Genomic DNA, 18,421 nt, shown 5'->3' with positions numbered 1-18,421 from the left:
TCACCCCTACACTCTTTTCTTTTACTATCGACCAGATTTATGCTTGAGTTGAACACAAAAAAACGGATCTCCTTGTAGGAGACCCGTTCAAGCATCGATTATGGGCGTAACGGACCATCGTTATCATCAAGTGATCGATTGTCCTGATCCGGAGTGATGTTTTCATGGAACGGATTCGGTTCCGGTCCATCAACATGGTCAACTTTTGGATTTTGAACATCTCGCTTCAACTCGTGTTTCGATTGTTCCGCTTCATGTTTCGACTGCTCCACGCCTTGCTTCGCTTGTTGTTTTGCAGCTTCCGCTTCGCGGCTCATCTGTTCTTTCTCCTGCTCGAGACCTTCTTTTGAAACTTCCGTTTCATCAATGCGTCGCTCCGCCTTTTTCAAATAACGTGCCGCCGTCTCGCGACCACCAAGACCGAAAGCAAGACCGAAGGCGAGGGCAACAGCTCCAAGAATGAGAAGGAATGCTGTATTGACAATCATCGGTGCGATGCCGAGTTGGCTAATGGCCATGAAGAAGACGAGTCCGAGAATCGCATACTTCGCTACGTAGCGAAGCGCACTCGGTTGTCCTGCTCCATCGACAAGTACACTTCCGACCAATCGCTCTGCCATGTTCGCCAACCAGAATCCGACTGCCAAGATGATGAGTGCTGCGATGACCATCGGCAAGTAAGCAAAGATGGCTGTTGCAAGAGATGCCATGAACTCAAGATTCGCGACTTGAAGTGCTTCAGATACGAAGAGCAAGATCACGATTACTTGGACAATGACACCGACCACTTGAGCGATTGACATCGAAGACGCACGTTCCCCGAAGCCCATTTTTTGAGCCAACGAGTTGACGCCAAGATTCTCAAGAAGGGATACGACGACCCCTTTCAACCATCTTGCCACGAACACCCCGACGAGGACGAGGACGATTGCAACGAGAATGTCTGGAATCATGACAAGGACATCATTGAGCATCGCAATCGCCGGTTCCGAGATTCCTCGAATATCGAGCGCTTCAAGCGCCGAAATCGTCACCGGAATCATGATGAAGATGAAGACGATTGTACCGATCGCTTTCGCAAGACTCGATCCTTTCACATAATCAGAAAGATGAAATCGCTCTGCTAAGCGATCTAACCCTGCTGCTTCAAGGAACTTCGTCAAAATGTCACGTACAATCTTCGCGACGACATAACCGATTGCGAAGATGAGCGCCGCTGCGACAAGTTTCGGAATGAATCCGAGGAAGCTGTTCAATAAGTCTTCGAATGGTCCGCTGACCCCACGAAGTCCAAGGGCATCAAGTACAGCCGGTAGCGCCAATAAGAGCACGAGATAGAAGACGATGTTCGCGACCGTGTCGACCCACTTCGTTTGATTGACACTTGTCGATTCTTGCCCCGTTTTTTCCATCAACTTGCTCAAATTCAAACGATGTCCCGCCATTTGAATCCCCTTTTTCAAAAGGGTAGCGATGACCCAGGCAACGAGTAAAATCAGGCCGGCTTTGATGACACCGATAATCAGTCCAGAGAATCCTTCATAAATTTGACTGAATGGTTCCGTAATGGCTGGAACGTTCATGAATTCAAAGATGATCAGGAATGCGAGGAGTAATACCCCAAAGAACACGACTTTTCCGATAATGCGTTCAGGGGTCCACTTTTCTCCTTTCTCCCCATCTTTTTGAATACCCACTCGCTCATCGAGTCGTGCCTTCTTCAATGCTTTACGTGTCACGTTTTCCAATACTTTCGCCAAGATATAACCGACTACGAGAATAACAATTGCCAGCAAAAGCTCTGGTAGCCATGACATGAACGTATTGAAGTTATACGTTGTGTTGTTCATCGAATCTTCCTCCTTTTTCACATGAAATGATTGTTTTTATTTAACAGTGCTATTTCATACATACCTATATTTCAAAATCATCAAACCTGAATTGTAAGTCAATTCGTTTACATGACTATTACGATTCATTGGAAATGGGTACGTTAGTTTAAGAGAGAAATCGTGCCAAATGAAGTCAAATATGATACGAATAACAAGAGACGTCATGTTAGGAGGAATTTAGGATGAATATCGCTTTAGTGGCTCACGACAAGAAGAAAGATGATTTAATCGTCCTCATTAAAACTTACACCCATATACTAAAGAAACATCAGTTGTTTGCGACCGGTACAACGGGTAAGCGAATCGCTGAAGCGACCGGCTTGCCTGTCCATTGCTTCCGATCCGGACCGCTTGGAGGGGACCAAGAAATCGGTGCTGCCGTCGCACGCGGGGAGATGGATATGATCATCTTTTTCAGAGACCCATTAACTGCTCAACCTCATGAACCGGATGTGAGCGCATTGATGCGTCTTTGTGACGTCTACTCCATCCCGCTTTCGACAAATATGGGTGGAAGCGAAATTTTGATTCGAAGTATCGAGCAAGGTGATTTCGAGTCACTTAAACTTTCTCATAACGACGAACCTCCGGCTTGACCATGACAAACCGAGAAAGGAGAGGAATCTCCCTGGAACCGAATATGATTCACGACCCGAACGTCCAACAGTTCTTTAACGACGTGCGCCAGCGCCTCATCGAACTACTTGGAAATGAGGCAGAAGCGGATCGCCATCTACTCGCACTTGCTGGATATATCCGGCATGCAGAGAAAAGTGGTCAGTCGCTCGAAAGTCTTTTAAACCAAGATCCTCAGGAATACGCTCGTTTCCTCATTGAACAACCCGAAACAAATGAAGAATATCGTCGACGCTATCACGTGTTGATTGATGCCTCGGATGAATTAAAACCTCATGAAAAAGCGCAAGCAAACCGGGAATTCGATTGGGCCGTCAATCAATTGGACGAAGCCAAGCTTTCGTTAAAAGAAATCGAAGTGCGCGACCTTGCCTTCCTCGCCTACACAAAGATTGAAGCACTCAAATCGTCTCGTACGATTTGGAACCGCTTCGGCTGGCTACTAGGTATGATTTTGGCATTTGCCTACGCCAACTTACTGCTCGTGATTGACGATGTCTTTAGCGGTCGACTATTCACCGCCCCCATGTCGACGTATCCAATTGATTATCTGGCCTTCCTGTTACCCGTCCTCGTGACCGGTGCTATCTTCGGCATATTGACCCGTTTTCGACATTACATCCAGACGCTCGGTCGGCGTATTGCATTCGCCTTGCTCATCGTTGTCGTCTACATCATGTCTATCTTTCTGATTCAACCGCTCTTAATGACAATTGGTTGGTCATTCATCATTCAGTTGACCCCACTCTACGCGCTCATTTTAATGGCGATCAGTGGCTTTATGGCCATCTGGACATTAATCGAGTTCGTCTGGAAGAGTACACGTTGTTCTCTCGGAGACGATACGCTCATGCTTTATTACTAACCACGCCACTCCTCTTAGGAGATGGCGTTTTTTGTTTCGATTATGGCGAGAACGGAAATTACTCCTATTGTGACGCTTGTTTTAGATTGGAAATTCTAAAGGGGGTATTCGATGTCAGAACGAAAAATGATTGGCCTGTTCCAGACAGAACAGGAAGTCATGCACAAAGTGGAAGAGCTGAAAGCTGCAGGGGAAGCTGAAAAAAATATGCATGTTGTCGCCAAGCGGGACGGGGAAATTTCTGCGTTACGTGATCACACGGATGTAAATGCCGAGTCCGGTATCCGTGACGTCAATTGGCTTGACCGTGTCAAAGCATTCCTACACGGAAGTGACCGCATTCGTGATGAGTTACGGAATATGGGGCTAAACGATGCCGAAGCGGAACAGTATTATGATGCAATCGATGAAGGACAAATTTTACTCTACATCGATCGACACTCGTACGACCGCTATCCGAACATGTATAAAAAAGACAGTGAGCTCGATCATGATAAAGGGGAAAAAGCGGATGGGATCGCCTTTGACGCGAAACCATTTAACGATCACGACGAGAATCCACGTGGTACAAAGGATGATCCGATTGTACGCGGTCATTCTGGATTAGAAGATCATCGCCGATTATAAGGAGGAACGACTATGAATGAGAAACGATTTATCAGCATGCACGACACGCAGGATGCAGCACTTGGGAAAATCGAGGAGTTGCGAGCGAAAGGTTATGAAGACTCACACATTTATGTCGTCACAAAACATGAAGACAACGTTTCGATTTTGAGACGTGATACAGATGTTCATACGGAAGCGACCCATCAAGCGAGCTGGTTCGATAAGGTTCGGGCGTTCCTCAGCGGTCATGAAGACGTGCACGCTGGTCTACGCAACATGGGACTGAGCGAAGAGGAAGTAAAACGTCACTATGACGATGTAGAAGCCGGGAAAATCCTCGTTTATGTGGATGAAGACTTTGAACGTCGTCATCAAGACGGGGTGACAGTCGATTCGAAACCATATCAAGACGCATCATCGACTCATCTCGGTAGTCATACTGACGATGGATTGGAAATCGACTCAAAACCTTATCGTGAGGCTCAGACCGTCGACCCAAGCCATCCCGTAGACCCGGAGCAAGATAAACTGGATAAAGAAACGAAGAATCCAGATCGCGAGGAAAAACTACGTGGTCTCGATGATCGTGCTTATCGAAATGACGTAGAAGATCCGGATAATATCCGACGTTTCTAACATAGTAACAAAGAGCCTGACGCACCCGCGTCAGGCTCTTCTTACGTCAAACGATTCTTCGGTTCTTTCCCTTCGAGCACATTTGTGATGGCATCTCGATTCAATGCCATCATCGCCAGACGTGTCCGAATCGTTGCACTCCCGATATGCGGTAATGTCGTCACGTTCGGAAGCGTCAATAATGGATGACCGAGGTCGATTGGTTCTTTTGTGAATACGTCTAATCCCGCTCCCCAAATCTTCCTCGCTTTAAGTGCTTCATATAGCGCCTTTTCATCGATGATTTCTCCACGAGCCACATTGATGAAAATGGATGTTTCCTTCATCTTGGCAAACTCTTTAGCCCCGAGCATTCCCCGTGTCTCGTCCGTGAGCGGTGCGAGAACGACGACGAAATCGGATTGTGTCAATAGTTCATCGAGTTCCGCATAGGTGAAGCCATACATCGACTCCGACTCATGTCGCCGTGTCCGGTTATGGTATAGAACTTCCATGTCAAATCCTCTTGCCCGACGTGCGACCGCTTCACCGATTCGCCCCATTCCGATGATACCCAATTTCGCTTGATAAAGGTCCATCCCGACGTAGCCCATCGGCAGCCAGGACTTCCACTCCCCGGCGCGCAAGTCACGTTCCGCCTCTCCGAGACGTCGTGCCGTCATCATCATGAGACCAAACGTCAAATCTGCTGTCGTTTCCGTCAAGACATCGGGTGTGTTGGTGACGATGACGCTATTCTCTTTCGCTGCGTTCAAATCGATATTGTTATATCCGACCGCCAAATTGGAGACGACCTCTAAATGTGTGGCACGCTCAAACACTTCACGGTCAATCGTGTCGCTGAGCATGGTCCAGAGCGCATGCGCAGATGACGCTTCTTCTAAAAGAACCTCTCGCGGCACACTTTCCCCTTCATGCTTCCACATGCGCACATCGTATTGATCGCGAAGCGGTTCGACTGCCTCTTCTGGCAAGCGACGCGTAATATAGATTCGTTTTTTCATTTTTCTCCCCCTCTCTACACTTACTTGTAGTCTAACAAATGGGAGGCGTTAAGAGGGTTGATCCGCCTTCGGTTTTTGCTTCAAAAACTGTTCAAATAGCGATCCGAACTCTTGATTTAACAACTGTTCAATCGTTTTCGATGAATCCATAGCATTACGATAAGCGATTTCGTTAATTGCGAGTCCGATGGCCCACGTGATCCCTGATGCGACGGTCGCATTGATGACACCGGCCGCTGCGTTCGCTCCCGGGAAAAACTTCATGACGTTCAATAAGATCGTTTTCGATAACGTGCGACCGATTTGTGGAATGATGGTACTTCCAATGAGCGTCTTCAACAAATCATCATTCGCTTTGACACCCCAATAGCGAAATAGATGGACGCTCATCGTCACCTGAATCGGCGTCAATGCCACGGCATCAGCAAACGGGAGCGGAACCGCAGCAGCCGTTCCTGCGCTCGCGACATAGCCAGAGATAATTCGATTCGCCTTTTTACGCTTTAACTTGAGCATCGCTTCACTCTCTGCATGAATCTCCATCAAGAGCCCTTCCTGCAAGGAAGCATCTAGCTGTTCAACCGACCACGCAATCAGTCGTTCCCAATCCACATATTGACGCAACGCTTCATCGTTCAATATTTCCGAAGAAATGCTGACTTGGAAGATCGCTTCTTCCGGAAGGATTCCATTCAGTTCATTCCGTAATGCCGTCAGTTCCTCTAAATCGACTTGATCGATTTGTGTGAATAAGACAGCGACAGCGGTCGATTCACGTAGACGGCGAATCAAGGCCTTGTCGAGTGGTGTGACACGCTTTGTCGCAGCGTTGATGGTATACCAGACGAGATGAATTCGTTTGGATGCCTCTTGCCGCTTTGCGTTCTCCACAAACCCGATGACTTCCTCTTCGTAATGTTGTTGCCGCGCACTCCCGATCTCATATCCTTCGCTGTCGAACAAGGTGACTGCGATATCATCACTCGTATATTGATGAATTCCTCTTGTGACCGGTTCCCCGGCTGCTACTTTCGTCAAATCACGTCCAAACACGTAGTTCACAACAGAACTCTTTCCTGCTCCCGTTGCTCCCGCGATGAGGATGTTTGGTTTTTTGACATTGCCCCGTAGTCGCTCGAGCTCTGCCTTTAAATCATAATCTTTAAAATCAAATCGTTTCGTCGATTCCATTTACGTTTCCCCCTTATGAGTTGAGCGTGCGACCAAGCTGACCCATCTCGCGCTCAAAGCCGCGTCGAATCTCTTCTTCAATCGTTTGTCTTACAGATGCATATTGTTGCTCGATGGCCTTTTTAATCCCTCGCTCTGCCGTCCGACGCTTGAATGCCCAGTAGATGAAGTGCACTCCAGGAATCATTCCGAGAACCATCTTTCGAACTGTTTTTCCGAACGAGTAGTCAAATCCGAGTTCAACTCGTCTCGTTCTAAACAAAAGGTCTGCTTGCTCTCCGACTAGCGGATATCGTTGCATGAGTTGGATATAATGACGCACCCCTTCTGCCATCGCCTCTTCCGTCGTCAAAGCGGCCTCTTCAAGCGTCTTTTCTAAATCTTTCTCTATTTTTCTAGCTTTCCAACTGATCATCGCTTGCGGGGTTAGCATGCGAATCGTCTCTGCAGAAGCGATACTACGAATTCGCCAATCCTCTAACTCTTCAAGAAGATGATTCGTCAGGTTAATGGGAAGTTTTCGCTCGATGTCTTTCCATAGGTTCATCCGATTCCGATTCCATACCTCTTCGTATCCTCTTACCGGGACGTGTTTTCCTGTGAGTAACTTCTTTTCGACACTGTTGACACGGATGATGTTCTCTTCTTCAATCGGTAGTGCACGTAACAATACCCGTTCCATCGCCTCTGCTTTTTGTACACTCATCGGGTCGTCTTCATTGTAGTTAGTCAATATTAGGGCGACGTTGCTCCCCCGCTCATATAAAGGTTTTAAAATCGCCTCGAGCTCATATGCCTCGACACGTCCTGACTGCACCGACAACAAGTAGTAAATCGTATGAAACCACTCCGCGATATCGAGCGCGCCTTCACGCTGATGGACGATGGATAAGATCGCTTGATGCCACTCTTCAGAGCGGTCTGCTTCGAGCCCCCACGTATCAAAAAAACGAAACAAGATACCCCGCTCTAAATCGTAATACTCATATTCGTGAAGTCCTTCTGCGGTGATCGGACTTCCAGCACGCGATTCGGCGACGTCATGTCCATATATATAGTTGATAAACGCACTCTTTCCGACACCGGTCTTTCCGGCAATCAAAATATTTGAGACGAGCCCTGTCCGATCCATACGTTTCCTCCCTCATTCGTTGTATAGTTCAATTATACCGAACGGACCATTTTCAAACGTCCATCGAAAGGATGATTCTCATGCTTCACCATGTTGAGCTTTACGTTTCAAACCTACACGACAGTATACGTGCCTGGGAATGGCTCCTCTGTGAACAACTTGATTACACGCTCTATCAATCTTGGCCAGAAGGACGGAGCTATCGATACCGTGAAACATATCTCGTGTTCGTTCAAACGGAAAAGACTCACCTTGCGCCACCGTATCACCGAAAAAAGACTGGTCTCAACCACTTGGCATTTCATGCGTCTTCCCTCGCACAATTAGAAGAAGTTCGGCAACAGCTCGCATCACACGGGTTTCGTGAATTGTACGCAGACCGCTTCCCCCACGCAGGAGGCCCAAACTATACAGCACTATTTTTTGAAGACCCGGACCGCATCAAAGTTGAACTCGTGGCAACGATGTGAACGGTTTCTTGAGAACTTCTTGAAAGTTTGTGAAAACAATTGCAAACTTCACATTGACCTCCTAGACTGAAAGGGTCTAAAGGAGGTCTTTTCATGGAAAAGCAAGTCGTCGATTATATGGAAGAAGCCGCATTTAAGAAATCATCATTGCTTCAACATTCATTTCCTCAATACATGTTGCGATCGATAATCGCTGGCTTTTTAATCGGAATTGGAGTCGTCTTCTCATTCACTGTCGGAAACATGTTCATCGATGTCCCCGGAACGATGCTGATTGCGGGCGCCAGTTTCTCAGTGGCACTCGTCTTCATCGTCTGGATGGGGGGAGAATTGTTTACGAGCAACACGATGTATCTCTACACTGGTGCAAAACGGGGACGTGTCGCTTGGTTCGACCTCGCAAAAATATGGGGACTCAGTTGGGTCGGTAACTTGATCGGTGCCGTCATGCTATCGCTTCTCGTCATCGGAGCTCACAGCATGGGTGACGTGTCGGGTGACCATTTGCTTGCTGTCGTCGCCGCGAAGAAAATCGGTGGAGACGCCCTTGCTATTTTCTTGAAAGGAATCTTATGTAACGTGCTCGTCTGTTTGGCCATCTTCATGCCACTCAAAACGAACAATGATGTCGCGAAGATTATGCTGACGATGCTTCCGGTCGTCGTATTTTTCGCCGCTGGATTCGAGCACTCGATTGCGAACATGGGCGTTTTCGCTCTCGCGCTCCACTATGTACCGTCGGACCTCGTCACCTTTAGCGGTGCCCTTTACAATCTATTCTTCGCCACACTCGGTAATATTGTCGGTGGTGCGTTGTTCGTTGCCGGAAGTTACTTGTATTTGAACAAATCGGAGACGGAACAAACCGTCAAGCCGATACGTCATCATGCATAAAAAGACAGGGACCCCGATTAGCAGGGCCCCTGTTTGTTGCATTTCACGAATTATGATTTTGAAGCGTCGGCTGCTGCTGCTTGAACAGTACCTTGTGCCACTTCGTCTTCTTCCACATCCCAGCACTCTGTATTCTCGATACCGAGTTTACGAGCCGAGAAGCGTGGGTTGAGACCTTGAGCTCGTTGCTCTTCGTAATCTTTAAGAACTTTGAAGGCAACGCCACCGAGCAATGTGATTGCCGCGATGTTGATCAATGTCATCCCTGCCATGAAGAGGTCAGCGAGGCTCCATACGAATCCAAGGCTTGCGACCGCTCCGATGAAGACGAATGCCATTGTCGCAAGACGGAATCCAAGAACTGCACCTTTGCTCTTCTTAATGAATTCGATGTTCGTTTCACCGTAGTAGTAGCTTCCTGCGATCGAGCTGAAGGCGAACAAGAAGACGCTGACAGCGATAAATGCTGGGGCAAGTGCTCCGATTTGTTCAGTCAATGCGTTTTGAAGAAGGACAATCCCTTCACCATTTCCAGCAGCGTAGCTGTCTGAGAGAAGGATGATCGCTGCAGTTGCTGTACATACGATCAACGTATCCAAGAATACACCGAGTGCTTGAAGGAAACCTTGTTTCGCAGGGTGCGATACTTCAGCAGCAGCTGCTGCGTTTGGTGCAGAACCCATACCTGCTTCGTTCGAGAAGAGTCCACGGCGTACACCCATTGAGATTGCAGCACCGATTGAACCACCGACTGCTTCGTTCAAACCAAATGCGCTTTGGAAAATCATAGCGAAGACGCCTGGAAGTTCAGCAAAGTTCACAGCGACAACGTAGAGTGCGATGGCAAGGTAGAGAACAGCCATGACTGGTACGACGATCGCCGAGAAGTTCGCGACACGTTGTACACCACCAAAGATGACAAGACCAGTAAGAACAACTAAGATTGCTCCGCCGATCGCCGCATCGATTCCAAATGCGTTATCGAATGCTGCAGCGATTGTGTTCGATTGAACAGAGTTGAAGATGAGTCCGAATGTGACAGCAATGAGAACCGCAAATACGATTCCAAGTGCACGGTTGTTCAAACCTTTTTCGATGTAGTAAGCTGGACCACCGCGGTACGCGACATCGTCTTTCACTTTGTATACTTGAGCGAGCGTGCTTTCAATCATGGCTGTCGCACCACCGAGAAGGGCGACGATCCACATCCAGAAGACCGCTCCTGGTCCACCAAGTGTGACCGCTACCGTGACCCCGGCAAGGTTACCTGTACCGATTCGAGTCGCGGCACCGATAAAGAATGATTTCATTGAAGAAATACTCTTCCCGTCTTTTGAAAGTGTAACGTCCGATTTATCTGTCACCGTACGTAACATTTCTTTTAAGTAACGGAACTGCATAAAACGTGTTCTGACCGTGAAGTAGATCCCGGCTCCAACGAGAACGGCGATCAATACGTACGACCATAAGATGTTGTTCAAAAAGTCGACGCTTCCTTGTAACATACCTTGAATCGCTTCCATGAATAAGTTCCTCCCTGTTGTGTGAATCTGAAGTTGAGAATTTTTTATGATGTCTTAGTTCTGAATTATACAAAGATTCTGACAATTATCAATAATTTTTTTATAGGTCATTTCACTCTTTTTTCACATCATATAAGCGAGATTCCTTATTTATAAGCACTTAAAGCGCTTACATAAAAATGTTTAGAAATATTAAATCATGATTATAATTCACAATAACGAAATGAATAATCAAAAAAACAGCCACTCTTTTCGAGTAGCTGCGAGTTTAAATACCAGTACGTTTCTTCTGGTTATTTGGTTTTTTCGTCAATTGGCTCGTCAACGGTTTCTGTTTTGTACCATGTAAACCCGTGGGAACCTTCGTTTGATTTTGCTTCTTCTCTGCCAGCTTTTGTTTCATCGCCTCTTGAAAAGATAGTTTTTTCTCACTCATCTTACTCACCTCCAGCTTCGATCACTTTCACACGACCGACCTGCCCATCGCTCAAACGCACTTTGATTCCGTGCGGATGACGTGGCGAGTTCGTCAATATATCTTGAACGACGCCTTTCGTCAGCTTTCCGCTTCGTTGATCTTGTTTTAAAACGATTTGGACGTGGAGTCCTGGGCGAATGTCAGCACGTTTCGTTCCATCCATACCCGACACCCCTTTCCATTTAGTCAATCTCTATCATATGCTCTTTTCCCTCATTTGTCACAGCCTATTCCAGATGCCAATTTGTCGCATCGTTTCTGTCATGTAACTTTGATCGGTCTGAAGCGTCTTCTTAGGAAACGGATCATGCAATCGAACGCTGACCCCTCGATGCGAAAAGGTCACATCCATGACATACTGTCCTTCCACATCACGGAGTGCGGCCGTCCCTTTCAACGAATGAAACGCCTTAGCGAACGCCTCTCCAAAATCGAGATACGCTTTCACGTAAATCGTAACGCGTCGCTCATCAATCATCAATTCCAACCGTTCGCGATCGGCACCACTAATGACCATGCGTACGACCTCGTTGTCATTGGAAAATTCAATCGTATGCATCCTCGTCCCACCCTTCATTCAAAAGAGGTACCCTCCTAGGAAGGTACCTTTCTATCATAAACGATATAACCGTGCTGCGAATGGTCGAAGCATAAACGTTTCCGTATCAATCGTCTCGGGGTCAATCTCATTCGTCATGACAAGCGTGGCGCCTGCAATTTCCGGAACGGTCACTTCTGCCGGATTGGCGGTCAAGTTGACGACCACGAAGAAGCGGTTGTTCTCAAACGTACGCTCATAGACGAAGGCTTGCTTATGTTCAGGCAAGACGTCACGATAACGACCATACGTAAACGTCTCCTCAGCTCGACGAAGACGGATCATCTCCTTATAGAACGACAGGATCGAATGCTGGTCGTTTCGCTGTGCCTCGACGTTGAGCGTCTCATACTCTTCGTGAATCGGCATCCACGGGGTCGTCGTCGAGAAACCAGCATAAGGTGAGGCATCCCACTGGATTGGTGTCCGGACGTTATCACGAGATGTGCCCCATACTTGTTGCATCGAGTCGATTTCACTCATCCCGTTCGCGATCCGTTCGAAGTACTCGTTTTTCGTCGCGACATCATCATAGTCATGAATGGATGGGAGCGGCACATTCTTCATCCCGATTTCTTGTCCTTGATAAATGAATGGTGTCCCGTGCATGAAGAAGTACATCATCCCAAGCGCCGTGGCACTTTCACGCCAATAATGATGCTCATCCCCGACGAGCGAGACCGCTCGCACCATGTCATGATTTTCAATGTATAACGCGTTCCACCCGGTTTCGCGTAATCCTTGTTGCCATTTATCGAAGATTCGTTTCAGCTCGACGACATCGAGCGGGGCAAGACGTGACCGTCGCATGATATCGACATGATCAAAGTGAAAGGCCATATCCATCGCACCATTCTCAGGTCCCATCCATTGGTCGGCTTCTTCCGGCTCGATTCCGTTCGTCTCCCCAACGGTCATAATGTCGTATTTGGAGAACGTTTCACGCTTCATCTCTTGTAGATATTCATGGATTCCATCGATATTCGAGTACATCGAAAACGCCGTAACGATCGACTTCCCGTCCGGAGAAGGTAACATCGTCTCCGTCGGCATCTTTTTAATATGACTGATCGCATCGACACGGAATCCGTCGACTCCTTTATCGAGCCACCAGTTGATCATGTCATAGACAGCCGTCCGAACTTCACGATTCTCCCAGTTCAAATCGGGTTGTTTCTTCGAGAATACGTGCAAGTAATATTGATCGGTCTGTTCATCATATTCCCAAGCGGACCCGCCAAAGATACTCGCCCAGTTACTCGGTGGCATCCCATCTTTCCCATCTTTCCCATCTCGCCAAATGTACCAATCCCGTTTCGGATTGTCTTTCGAGCTTTTCGATTCAAGGAACCATGGATGTTCGTCCGACGTATGGTTGACAACGAGGTCGAGCAACAGTTTCATCCCTCGTGCATGCACCGCCTCTAGCAAGGCATCAAAATCCTCCATCGTCCCAAACTCGTCCATAATGTCTTGATAGTCACTGATATCATATCCGTTATCATCATTTGGCGATTTGTACATCGGACAAATCCAAATGACATCAATTCCAAGGTCTTCTAAGTAATCGAGCTTTTCAATGATTCCGCGAAGATCACCGATTCCATCCCCGTTTGAATCGTTGAAACTTCGTGGATAAATTTGATAGGCGATGGCCTCTTTCCACCATACACGACTGATTTCTGTTTGTTTCGTTTGGCTGAACAACGTCTCCATACGGCACCGTGCCTCCTACAATAAGGTATGATTCACATCTACCATAGCACTAGTGCAAGCGTTTGCAAAGAATCAGCCCACAAAAAAATGCAGTTTTTACACTGCATTTTGATGGCACGCCCCAACCTGTTCACAGAAGGTCGTGATCAGCTTCGACAAATGCTTCCAATCATGGTCCATCGTCGCGACGTGATACGAGTTTGGTAGCACCGCGTATTCTTTTGTTCCTTGTAACTGCTCAAACAACCAGATGGAGTCGGAAGGCGGCACCACGTTGTCGACAGCAGAATGGATGACATACGCCGGCACATCAACTGCTCCGACGTGCGGTCGCACCTCGTCAATCAGCGAAAGCAATTCACGAATCGCTCTTGTAGGCACACGGTCATAGACAATCTCATATACGTCTTTTGCCAAGATGTCGGGCGCATCTTCGTCGATAAATCGACACTCGGTATCCGACGCATGACACGCATATCCTGGTACCGATAACGCGGCATTGATTGTCACAATCGCATCCGCCTTCCCTTCAAGGGCAGCCTTGAGTGCCAACGTTCCGCCCATTGACTGACCGACGACGATGACCGTCTGACACGACTCGCGCAACCGCTCGATTCCTTTCGTCACACTTTTATACCAACATCGATGCGTCGAACATCGAAAGTCTTCTGGATGTGTCCCATGCCCTTTCAAGCGCGGGGCATAGACCGTGAACCCTTGCTTCATCAACTCAATTCCGACGTCCTGTACACTTTGAGGTGTCCCGTTAAAGCCGTGACAAAGCAAAATACCGATCTCGTTTCCTTCATAATAAAATGCGCCTGCTCCAGGAATGACTGGGTAATTGACTGCTTTCATTAGTGCCTCCTTTAATTCCAACTTAACCGATACAATTAATTCGTATTAGAAGAGTGTAAAAGTTCTTAAGCTACTCGTCAAGTTCTTCCGATTACATTTATCTTGTAATCAAAATGTAATCATAACTTCGTGTTTAGTGGATTGAGTTCTGACGTCTGCTTGGTTATGTTTAACATGTAGTAAAAAAACTTGGGAAATGAAAGTGTTATTTTTGACAATACACGAATAATTTTTCAAGGGATTCGTCACAAGAAAAGTAATGTAAGCGCTATCATGTCGTTTTTTTGAAAAAGGAGGATATAAATTCACTTATTTATAACGACGCAAGTTGGGGAAATCGGATTAGACCATTACATCTAAGGGAGACTTACACATGGGGAAACCAACACAATCATTTAAGGCAGTCACTGGCCTCGCCTTATCAGCAGGACTCATCGTCAGCAGTATGACGCCGATTGCGGCAAACGTAAACGCCGAGACGTTGAACGCATCAGATCTCTTCATTTCCGAGTACGTAGAAGGATCGAGCAACAATAAAGCAATCGAGTTATTCAATGGAACGAACGCGACAATCGACCTTTCCGCTTACAAAATTGAACTGTATTCAAACGGAGGTACGACTGCCGGAAATACATTGAATTTGACGGGCACCCTCGCACCAGGAGCGACATATGTCATTGTGAACGGCAGTGCGTCGGACACTTTGAAAGCAAAATCGGATACGACGAGCGCCGTGACGAACTTCAACGGGGATGACACGATCGTCTTGAAAAAAGGAGACACGGTTCTTGATGTCTTCGGTCAACTCGGCTTCGACCCAGGAACAAAATGGGGAACGACCGTTGCGACTGCTGACCAATCGCTCATTCGTAAAGACACGGTCACAAAGGGAGACAGTGATGGCAGTGATGCCTTCGACCCGGCTGTCGAATGGTCATCGACACCACAAGACACGTTCGACAATCTCGGGTTACATACGTTCCAAGGCGTTGAATACGGAGATGGCGATACAACAGAACCTCCTGCACCGATCACACCGATTTCAATTGCTGATGCACGAACAAAGGCAGAAAATGAAACGGTCACCGTAAAAGGAATCGTCACGGCTAAATTAGCGAACACCATCTCGATCCAAGACGCGACAGGTGGTCTGTCTATCCGCCCGACGTCTCTTGCCGTCAACGTCGGGGACGAGGTCGTTGTCACAGGGGTCGTCGGTTCGTACCGTGAGCTTCTTCAATTGAACAGCGCTGTCGTTGTTTCAAAACAAGCAGCAACACTTCCTACTGCCCAAGTCTTGACAGGGGAACAAATCAACGAGGACGTCGAATCCGAACTCGTTACCGTCAAAAATGTCACACTCACAGGTAGCGGTCAGAACTTGACGGCGACGGACGGAACGAAGGAGTTCGTCGTTCGCGACGAGCGAGGCATCCTTGATTTACAGACGGATGTGAACTATTCATCGATCACAGGAATCGTTCAACAGTTTGACGATACGTACCAAATCATCCCTCGTGACCCGGCGGACACGGTTATCGATACGTCCGTTCTTCGGCCGGCTGTCGCGAAACCAGGTGCCGGTACATTCGTTGGTCCACAAGACGTGACGCTCTCGACAACGACAGCAGACGCAGAGATTTTCTATACACTCGACGGCTCTGATCCAAAAGAGAATGGGCTTCGTTACGAAAACCCAATCCGCATTGAAAACTCGACGACGTTGAAAACGGTCGTGAAAACAGGCGACTCGTTCAGCGCCGTCTCAACATTCTCTTATAAGATCACAGACAAGATTCGCATTCACGACATCCAAGGTGCGAACCATACGACTCCGATGAACGGACAGACGGTTGAAGGTGTCGAAGGAATCGTCACGTCTACGTTCGTCTCAAGTGGAACGACCTATTACTTCATCCAAACGCCTGATTCGGAAGCCGATGACGATGCACGGACATCTGAAGGGATTGTCCTTTACGGCGGACGTTCGATTGCTGGCATTCAAGTCGGGGACCTCGTAAAAGTGAACGGAAAAGTGAGCGAGTACGCAATCGAAGGATATAGTGATCGCCAACAGACGGATATGAAGATGACACAAATCGATACGCGTAACGGAAAAGTTGAAGTCGTCGCGAGCGGCGTGACACTTCCGACTCCAATTACGATTGATGCCTCAAACCTTCCGACTGAGTTTATCGACAGCGACAACCTCGCCGTCTTCAACCCGGAGAAGGATGCCATCGACTTCTGGGAGAGCCTTGAAGGGATGCGCGTTCAAACGAACAAGTTGAAGTCGGTCGGACCACAAGAATATGGTGACTTAGTCACAGTTCTCGAAGATACGCCAACAGAGACATATAATGGCGGTGTCCTATTGAAAAAGAACGACGCAAACCCGGAACGCATTCAGTTCCGTCTCGAACCAAATGCAGAAGCTCGTGACTTCGATGTCGCGACGGGCGACCGTTTCAACGGACCGATCGTCGGTGTCGTCGGCTATTCATTCGGTAACTATAAGATTCAAGCCTCCCTTGAAGACATGAAAGCTGCATTCGTCAAAGGAGATGCGCAGCGTGAGAAGACATTCATCGAGGCAGAAGAAGATCAATTAACAATTGCATCGTATAACTTAGAGAACTTCTCGAACAACATCAAAGAAACATCAGATGAAAAGGCACTCAAACTGGCGAAAGCGTTCGTCAACGAATTGAACAGCCCTGACATCATCGGTGTGACGGAAGTACAAGACAACGATGGACAGGATAAAGGAGCAGGTTCTGCCGCTGACCAGAGCTATCAGCGCTTAATCGATAACATTGTCGCTGTCGGTGGGAAGACGTATAAATACGTCAACATCGACCCAGAGAACAACCAAGACGGAGGCGCCCCAGATGCCAACATCCGTGTCGGCTTCTTGTACGATCCTGAGCGCGTGTCATTGACGGAGGGAATGCCTGCTGGTGACGCGACGACGGCCGTCGGATACGCCGATGGGAAATTGACGCACAACCCGGGACGTATCGATCCGACGAACGAAGCGTTCGATCGTTCGCGTAAACCGTTAGCTGCTCAATTCGACTTCCAAGGCGAGAACGTCATCGTGATCGCGAACCATTGGAACTCGAAAGGTGGCGACACTGGTTTCTTCGGTTCACAACAACCGGTCGTACTAGGAAGTGAAGTGCAACGTAAGAAAATCGCACAAGTCGTCCACAACTTCGTGGCGGACGTGAAGACGAAGAATCCAGAAGCGAACGTCGTCGCACTCGGAGACTTCAATGATTTCGAATTCTCGGATGCGCTCCAAATCTTCAAAGGCGACTTGATGACGAACATGGTCGAGAAAGTTCCTGCTGTCGACCGCTACTCGTATGTGTATCAAGGGAACTCACAAGTACTCGATCATATCCTCGTCTCGAACCGCTTGGCCGCTTCTACGAAAATTGACATGATTCACGTCAACTCGGACTTCACTGAGATGTCAGGGCGTGCGAGTGACCATGATCCAGTACTTGCACAAATCGACTTCACACCGGAACCAGAAGTGGAATTGACGCGTTACACTGTAGAAAACCATAAAGCTGCTCGCCTCGTCCTTCAAGAGGATTACATCGGCGTGACAATCGGAAAAGGCACGAACTTTAAAAACGGTATCTTCGTTCGTGGCGTATACACGGAATTGACAGGAGAACCGTTGAAAAATGTCGTCGTTCAAGTGAAACCGAAAGAAGCCGGTGCCATCATCGACTTCAAAGGCGCGACGGTAAAAGAAGTAATCGTTGACGGGAAAAATCTTGCTGAGATTCGCGGGGCAAAAAACGTCCAACGCATCACATATACGAAAGGCGCTTCTCCTTCATCCATCATCATCAAGAAATAACATGTTGAACCGCAGACACATCGTCTGCGGTTTTTTGGT

The 18,421-nt window shown here is 47.7% G+C and carries 17 protein-coding genes; 7 read left to right on the top strand and 10 right to left on the bottom strand.

Annotated elements, in window-relative coordinates:
• Positions 1–98: 98 nt before the first annotated feature.
• On the bottom strand, positions 99–1,850 hold the full coding sequence (locus IRJ25_RS11065) for a mechanosensitive ion channel (RefSeq protein WP_269318300.1): 1,752 nt from the start codon (positions 1,848–1,850) through the stop codon (positions 99–101).
• A 224-nt stretch (positions 1,851–2,074) separates the two neighbouring features.
• Between IRJ25_RS11065 and mgsA the strand changes: the two genes are divergently transcribed.
• From mgsA to IRJ25_RS11045, 4 genes are all read left to right on the top strand, one after another.
• On the top strand, positions 2,075–2,488 hold the full coding sequence (gene mgsA / locus IRJ25_RS11060) for a methylglyoxal synthase (RefSeq protein ID WP_078146039.1): 414 nt from the start codon (positions 2,075–2,077) through the stop codon (positions 2,486–2,488).
• A 44-nt stretch (positions 2,489–2,532) separates the two neighbouring features.
• Entirely contained in the window at positions 2,533–3,393 is an 861-nt protein-coding gene (locus IRJ25_RS11055; RefSeq protein ID WP_078146038.1) for a hypothetical protein, read from the top strand.
• Positions 3,394–3,504: 111 nt separating this feature from the next.
• Positions 3,505–4,020 carry a general stress protein gene (locus IRJ25_RS11050; protein WP_078146037.1) on the top strand — a complete coding sequence of 172 codons (516 nt, stop codon included), beginning with the start codon at positions 3,505–3,507 and terminating at the stop codon, positions 4,018–4,020.
• 12 nt (positions 4,021–4,032) lie between these two features.
• Complete coding sequence (locus IRJ25_RS11045) at positions 4,033–4,638, top strand: general stress protein (RefSeq protein ID WP_074035122.1); 606 nt, start codon at positions 4,033–4,035, stop codon at positions 4,636–4,638.
• A 41-nt stretch (positions 4,639–4,679) separates the two neighbouring features.
• On the opposite strand, the gene IRJ25_RS11040 is transcribed toward IRJ25_RS11045, so the two are convergent.
• The 3 genes from IRJ25_RS11040 to IRJ25_RS11030 are packed head-to-tail and all read right to left on the bottom strand — an operon-like array spanning position 4,680 to position 7,965.
• Positions 4,680–5,642, bottom strand: coding sequence for a 2-hydroxyacid dehydrogenase (locus IRJ25_RS11040; protein WP_269318299.1), 963 nt, complete (start codon positions 5,640–5,642; stop codon positions 4,680–4,682).
• Positions 5,643–5,690: 48 nt separating this feature from the next.
• Complete coding sequence (locus IRJ25_RS11035) at positions 5,691–6,833, bottom strand: YcjF family protein (protein ID WP_269318298.1); 1,143 nt, start codon at positions 6,831–6,833, stop codon at positions 5,691–5,693.
• Between the two features lie 13 nt (positions 6,834–6,846).
• Entirely contained in the window at positions 6,847–7,965 is a 1,119-nt protein-coding gene (locus tag IRJ25_RS11030; RefSeq protein ID WP_269318297.1) for a GTPase, read from the bottom strand.
• An 80-nt stretch (positions 7,966–8,045) separates the two neighbouring features.
• Between IRJ25_RS11030 and IRJ25_RS11025 the strand changes: the two genes are divergently transcribed.
• Both IRJ25_RS11025 and IRJ25_RS11020 read left to right on the top strand, forming a co-directional pair.
• Positions 8,046–8,435, top strand: coding sequence for a VOC family protein (locus IRJ25_RS11025; RefSeq protein WP_214685001.1), 390 nt, complete (start codon positions 8,046–8,048; stop codon positions 8,433–8,435).
• Between the two features lie 93 nt (positions 8,436–8,528).
• On the top strand, positions 8,529–9,329 hold the full coding sequence (locus IRJ25_RS11020; protein WP_196431707.1) for a formate/nitrite transporter family protein: 801 nt from the start codon (positions 8,529–8,531) through the stop codon (positions 9,327–9,329).
• 50 nt (positions 9,330–9,379) lie between these two features.
• On the opposite strand, the gene IRJ25_RS11015 is transcribed toward IRJ25_RS11020, so the two are convergent.
• The 6 genes from IRJ25_RS11015 to IRJ25_RS10990 all read right to left on the bottom strand — a co-directional run bounded on the left by IRJ25_RS11015 (position 9,380) and on the right by IRJ25_RS10990 (position 14,502).
• Complete coding sequence (locus tag IRJ25_RS11015; protein ID WP_214784444.1) at positions 9,380–10,852, bottom strand: alanine/glycine:cation symporter family protein; 1,473 nt, start codon at positions 10,850–10,852, stop codon at positions 9,380–9,382.
• 268 nt (positions 10,853–11,120) lie between these two features.
• Positions 11,121–11,288 (bottom strand): hypothetical protein, encoded by a 168-nt coding sequence (locus IRJ25_RS11010; RefSeq protein WP_015880321.1) that lies wholly within the window; start codon positions 11,286–11,288, stop codon positions 11,121–11,123.
• Between the two features lies 1 nt (position 11,289).
• Positions 11,290–11,493: a YwbE family protein gene (locus tag IRJ25_RS11005; RefSeq protein ID WP_015880320.1), complete on the bottom strand. Its 204-nt coding sequence runs from the start codon at positions 11,491–11,493 to the stop codon at positions 11,290–11,292.
• 57 nt (positions 11,494–11,550) lie between these two features.
• Entirely contained in the window at positions 11,551–11,889 is a 339-nt protein-coding gene (locus IRJ25_RS11000) for a hypothetical protein (protein WP_269318296.1), read from the bottom strand.
• 54 nt (positions 11,890–11,943) lie between these two features.
• Positions 11,944–13,608, bottom strand: coding sequence for a glycoside hydrolase family 13 protein (locus tag IRJ25_RS10995; protein WP_269318364.1), 1,665 nt, complete (start codon positions 13,606–13,608; stop codon positions 11,944–11,946).
• Positions 13,609–13,740: 132 nt separating this feature from the next.
• Positions 13,741–14,502 carry an alpha/beta hydrolase gene (locus tag IRJ25_RS10990; protein WP_269318295.1) on the bottom strand — a complete coding sequence of 254 codons (762 nt, stop codon included), beginning with the start codon at positions 14,500–14,502 and terminating at the stop codon, positions 13,741–13,743.
• Positions 14,503–14,875: 373 nt separating this feature from the next.
• Here IRJ25_RS10990 and IRJ25_RS10985 point away from each other — a divergent pair, with 373 nt between their 5' ends.
• Entirely contained in the window at positions 14,876–18,382 is a 3,507-nt protein-coding gene (locus tag IRJ25_RS10985; protein WP_269318294.1) for a lamin tail domain-containing protein, read from the top strand.
• Positions 18,383–18,421: the final 39 nt, after the last annotated feature.

Origin of the sequence: Exiguobacterium sp. KJ 601 (assembly GCF_027161185.1) — a bacterium.
GTDB lineage: Bacteria > Bacillota > Bacilli > Exiguobacteriales > Exiguobacteriaceae > Exiguobacterium > Exiguobacterium profundum.
Note: the sequence above shows the minus strand (reverse complement) of the source record. Positions and strands in the feature narration are given on the sequence as shown.

Bases quoted from the DNA above. Each gene is read 5' to 3' on its own strand.
- IRJ25_RS10985 (WP_269318294.1), top strand. From the start codon at position 14,876: ATGGGGAAACCAACACAATCATTTAAGGCAGTCACTGGCCTCGCCTTA.
- IRJ25_RS11030 (WP_269318297.1), bottom strand. From the start codon at position 7,965: ATGGATCGGACAGGGCTCGTCTCAAATATTTTGATTGCCGGAAAGACC.
- IRJ25_RS11020 (WP_196431707.1), top strand. From the start codon at position 8,529: ATGGAAAAGCAAGTCGTCGATTATATGGAAGAAGCCGCATTTAAGAAA.
- IRJ25_RS11050 (WP_078146037.1), top strand. From the start codon at position 3,505: ATGTCAGAACGAAAAATGATTGGCCTGTTCCAGACAGAACAGGAAGTC.
- IRJ25_RS11005 (WP_015880320.1), bottom strand. From the start codon at position 11,493: ATGGATGGAACGAAACGTGCTGACATTCGCCCAGGACTCCACGTCCAA.
- IRJ25_RS10990 (WP_269318295.1), bottom strand. From the start codon at position 14,502: ATGAAAGCAGTCAATTACCCAGTCATTCCTGGAGCAGGCGCATTTTAT.
- IRJ25_RS11040 (WP_269318299.1), bottom strand. From the start codon at position 5,642: ATGAAAAAACGAATCTATATTACGCGTCGCTTGCCAGAAGAGGCAGTC.
- IRJ25_RS11065 (WP_269318300.1), bottom strand. From the start codon at position 1,850: ATGAACAACACAACGTATAACTTCAATACGTTCATGTCATGGCTACCA.
- mgsA (WP_078146039.1), top strand. From the start codon at position 2,075: ATGAATATCGCTTTAGTGGCTCACGACAAGAAGAAAGATGATTTAATC.
- IRJ25_RS11015 (WP_214784444.1), bottom strand. From the start codon at position 10,852: ATGGAAGCGATTCAAGGTATGTTACAAGGAAGCGTCGACTTTTTGAAC.
- IRJ25_RS11000 (WP_269318296.1), bottom strand. From the start codon at position 11,889: ATGCATACGATTGAATTTTCCAATGACAACGAGGTCGTACGCATGGTC.
- IRJ25_RS11055 (WP_078146038.1), top strand. From the start codon at position 2,533: ATGATTCACGACCCGAACGTCCAACAGTTCTTTAACGACGTGCGCCAG.
- IRJ25_RS11035 (WP_269318298.1), bottom strand. From the start codon at position 6,833: ATGGAATCGACGAAACGATTTGATTTTAAAGATTATGATTTAAAGGCA.
- IRJ25_RS11010 (WP_015880321.1), bottom strand. From the start codon at position 11,288: ATGAGTGAGAAAAAACTATCTTTTCAAGAGGCGATGAAACAAAAGCTG.
- IRJ25_RS11025 (WP_214685001.1), top strand. From the start codon at position 8,046: ATGCTTCACCATGTTGAGCTTTACGTTTCAAACCTACACGACAGTATA.
- IRJ25_RS11045 (WP_074035122.1), top strand. From the start codon at position 4,033: ATGAATGAGAAACGATTTATCAGCATGCACGACACGCAGGATGCAGCA.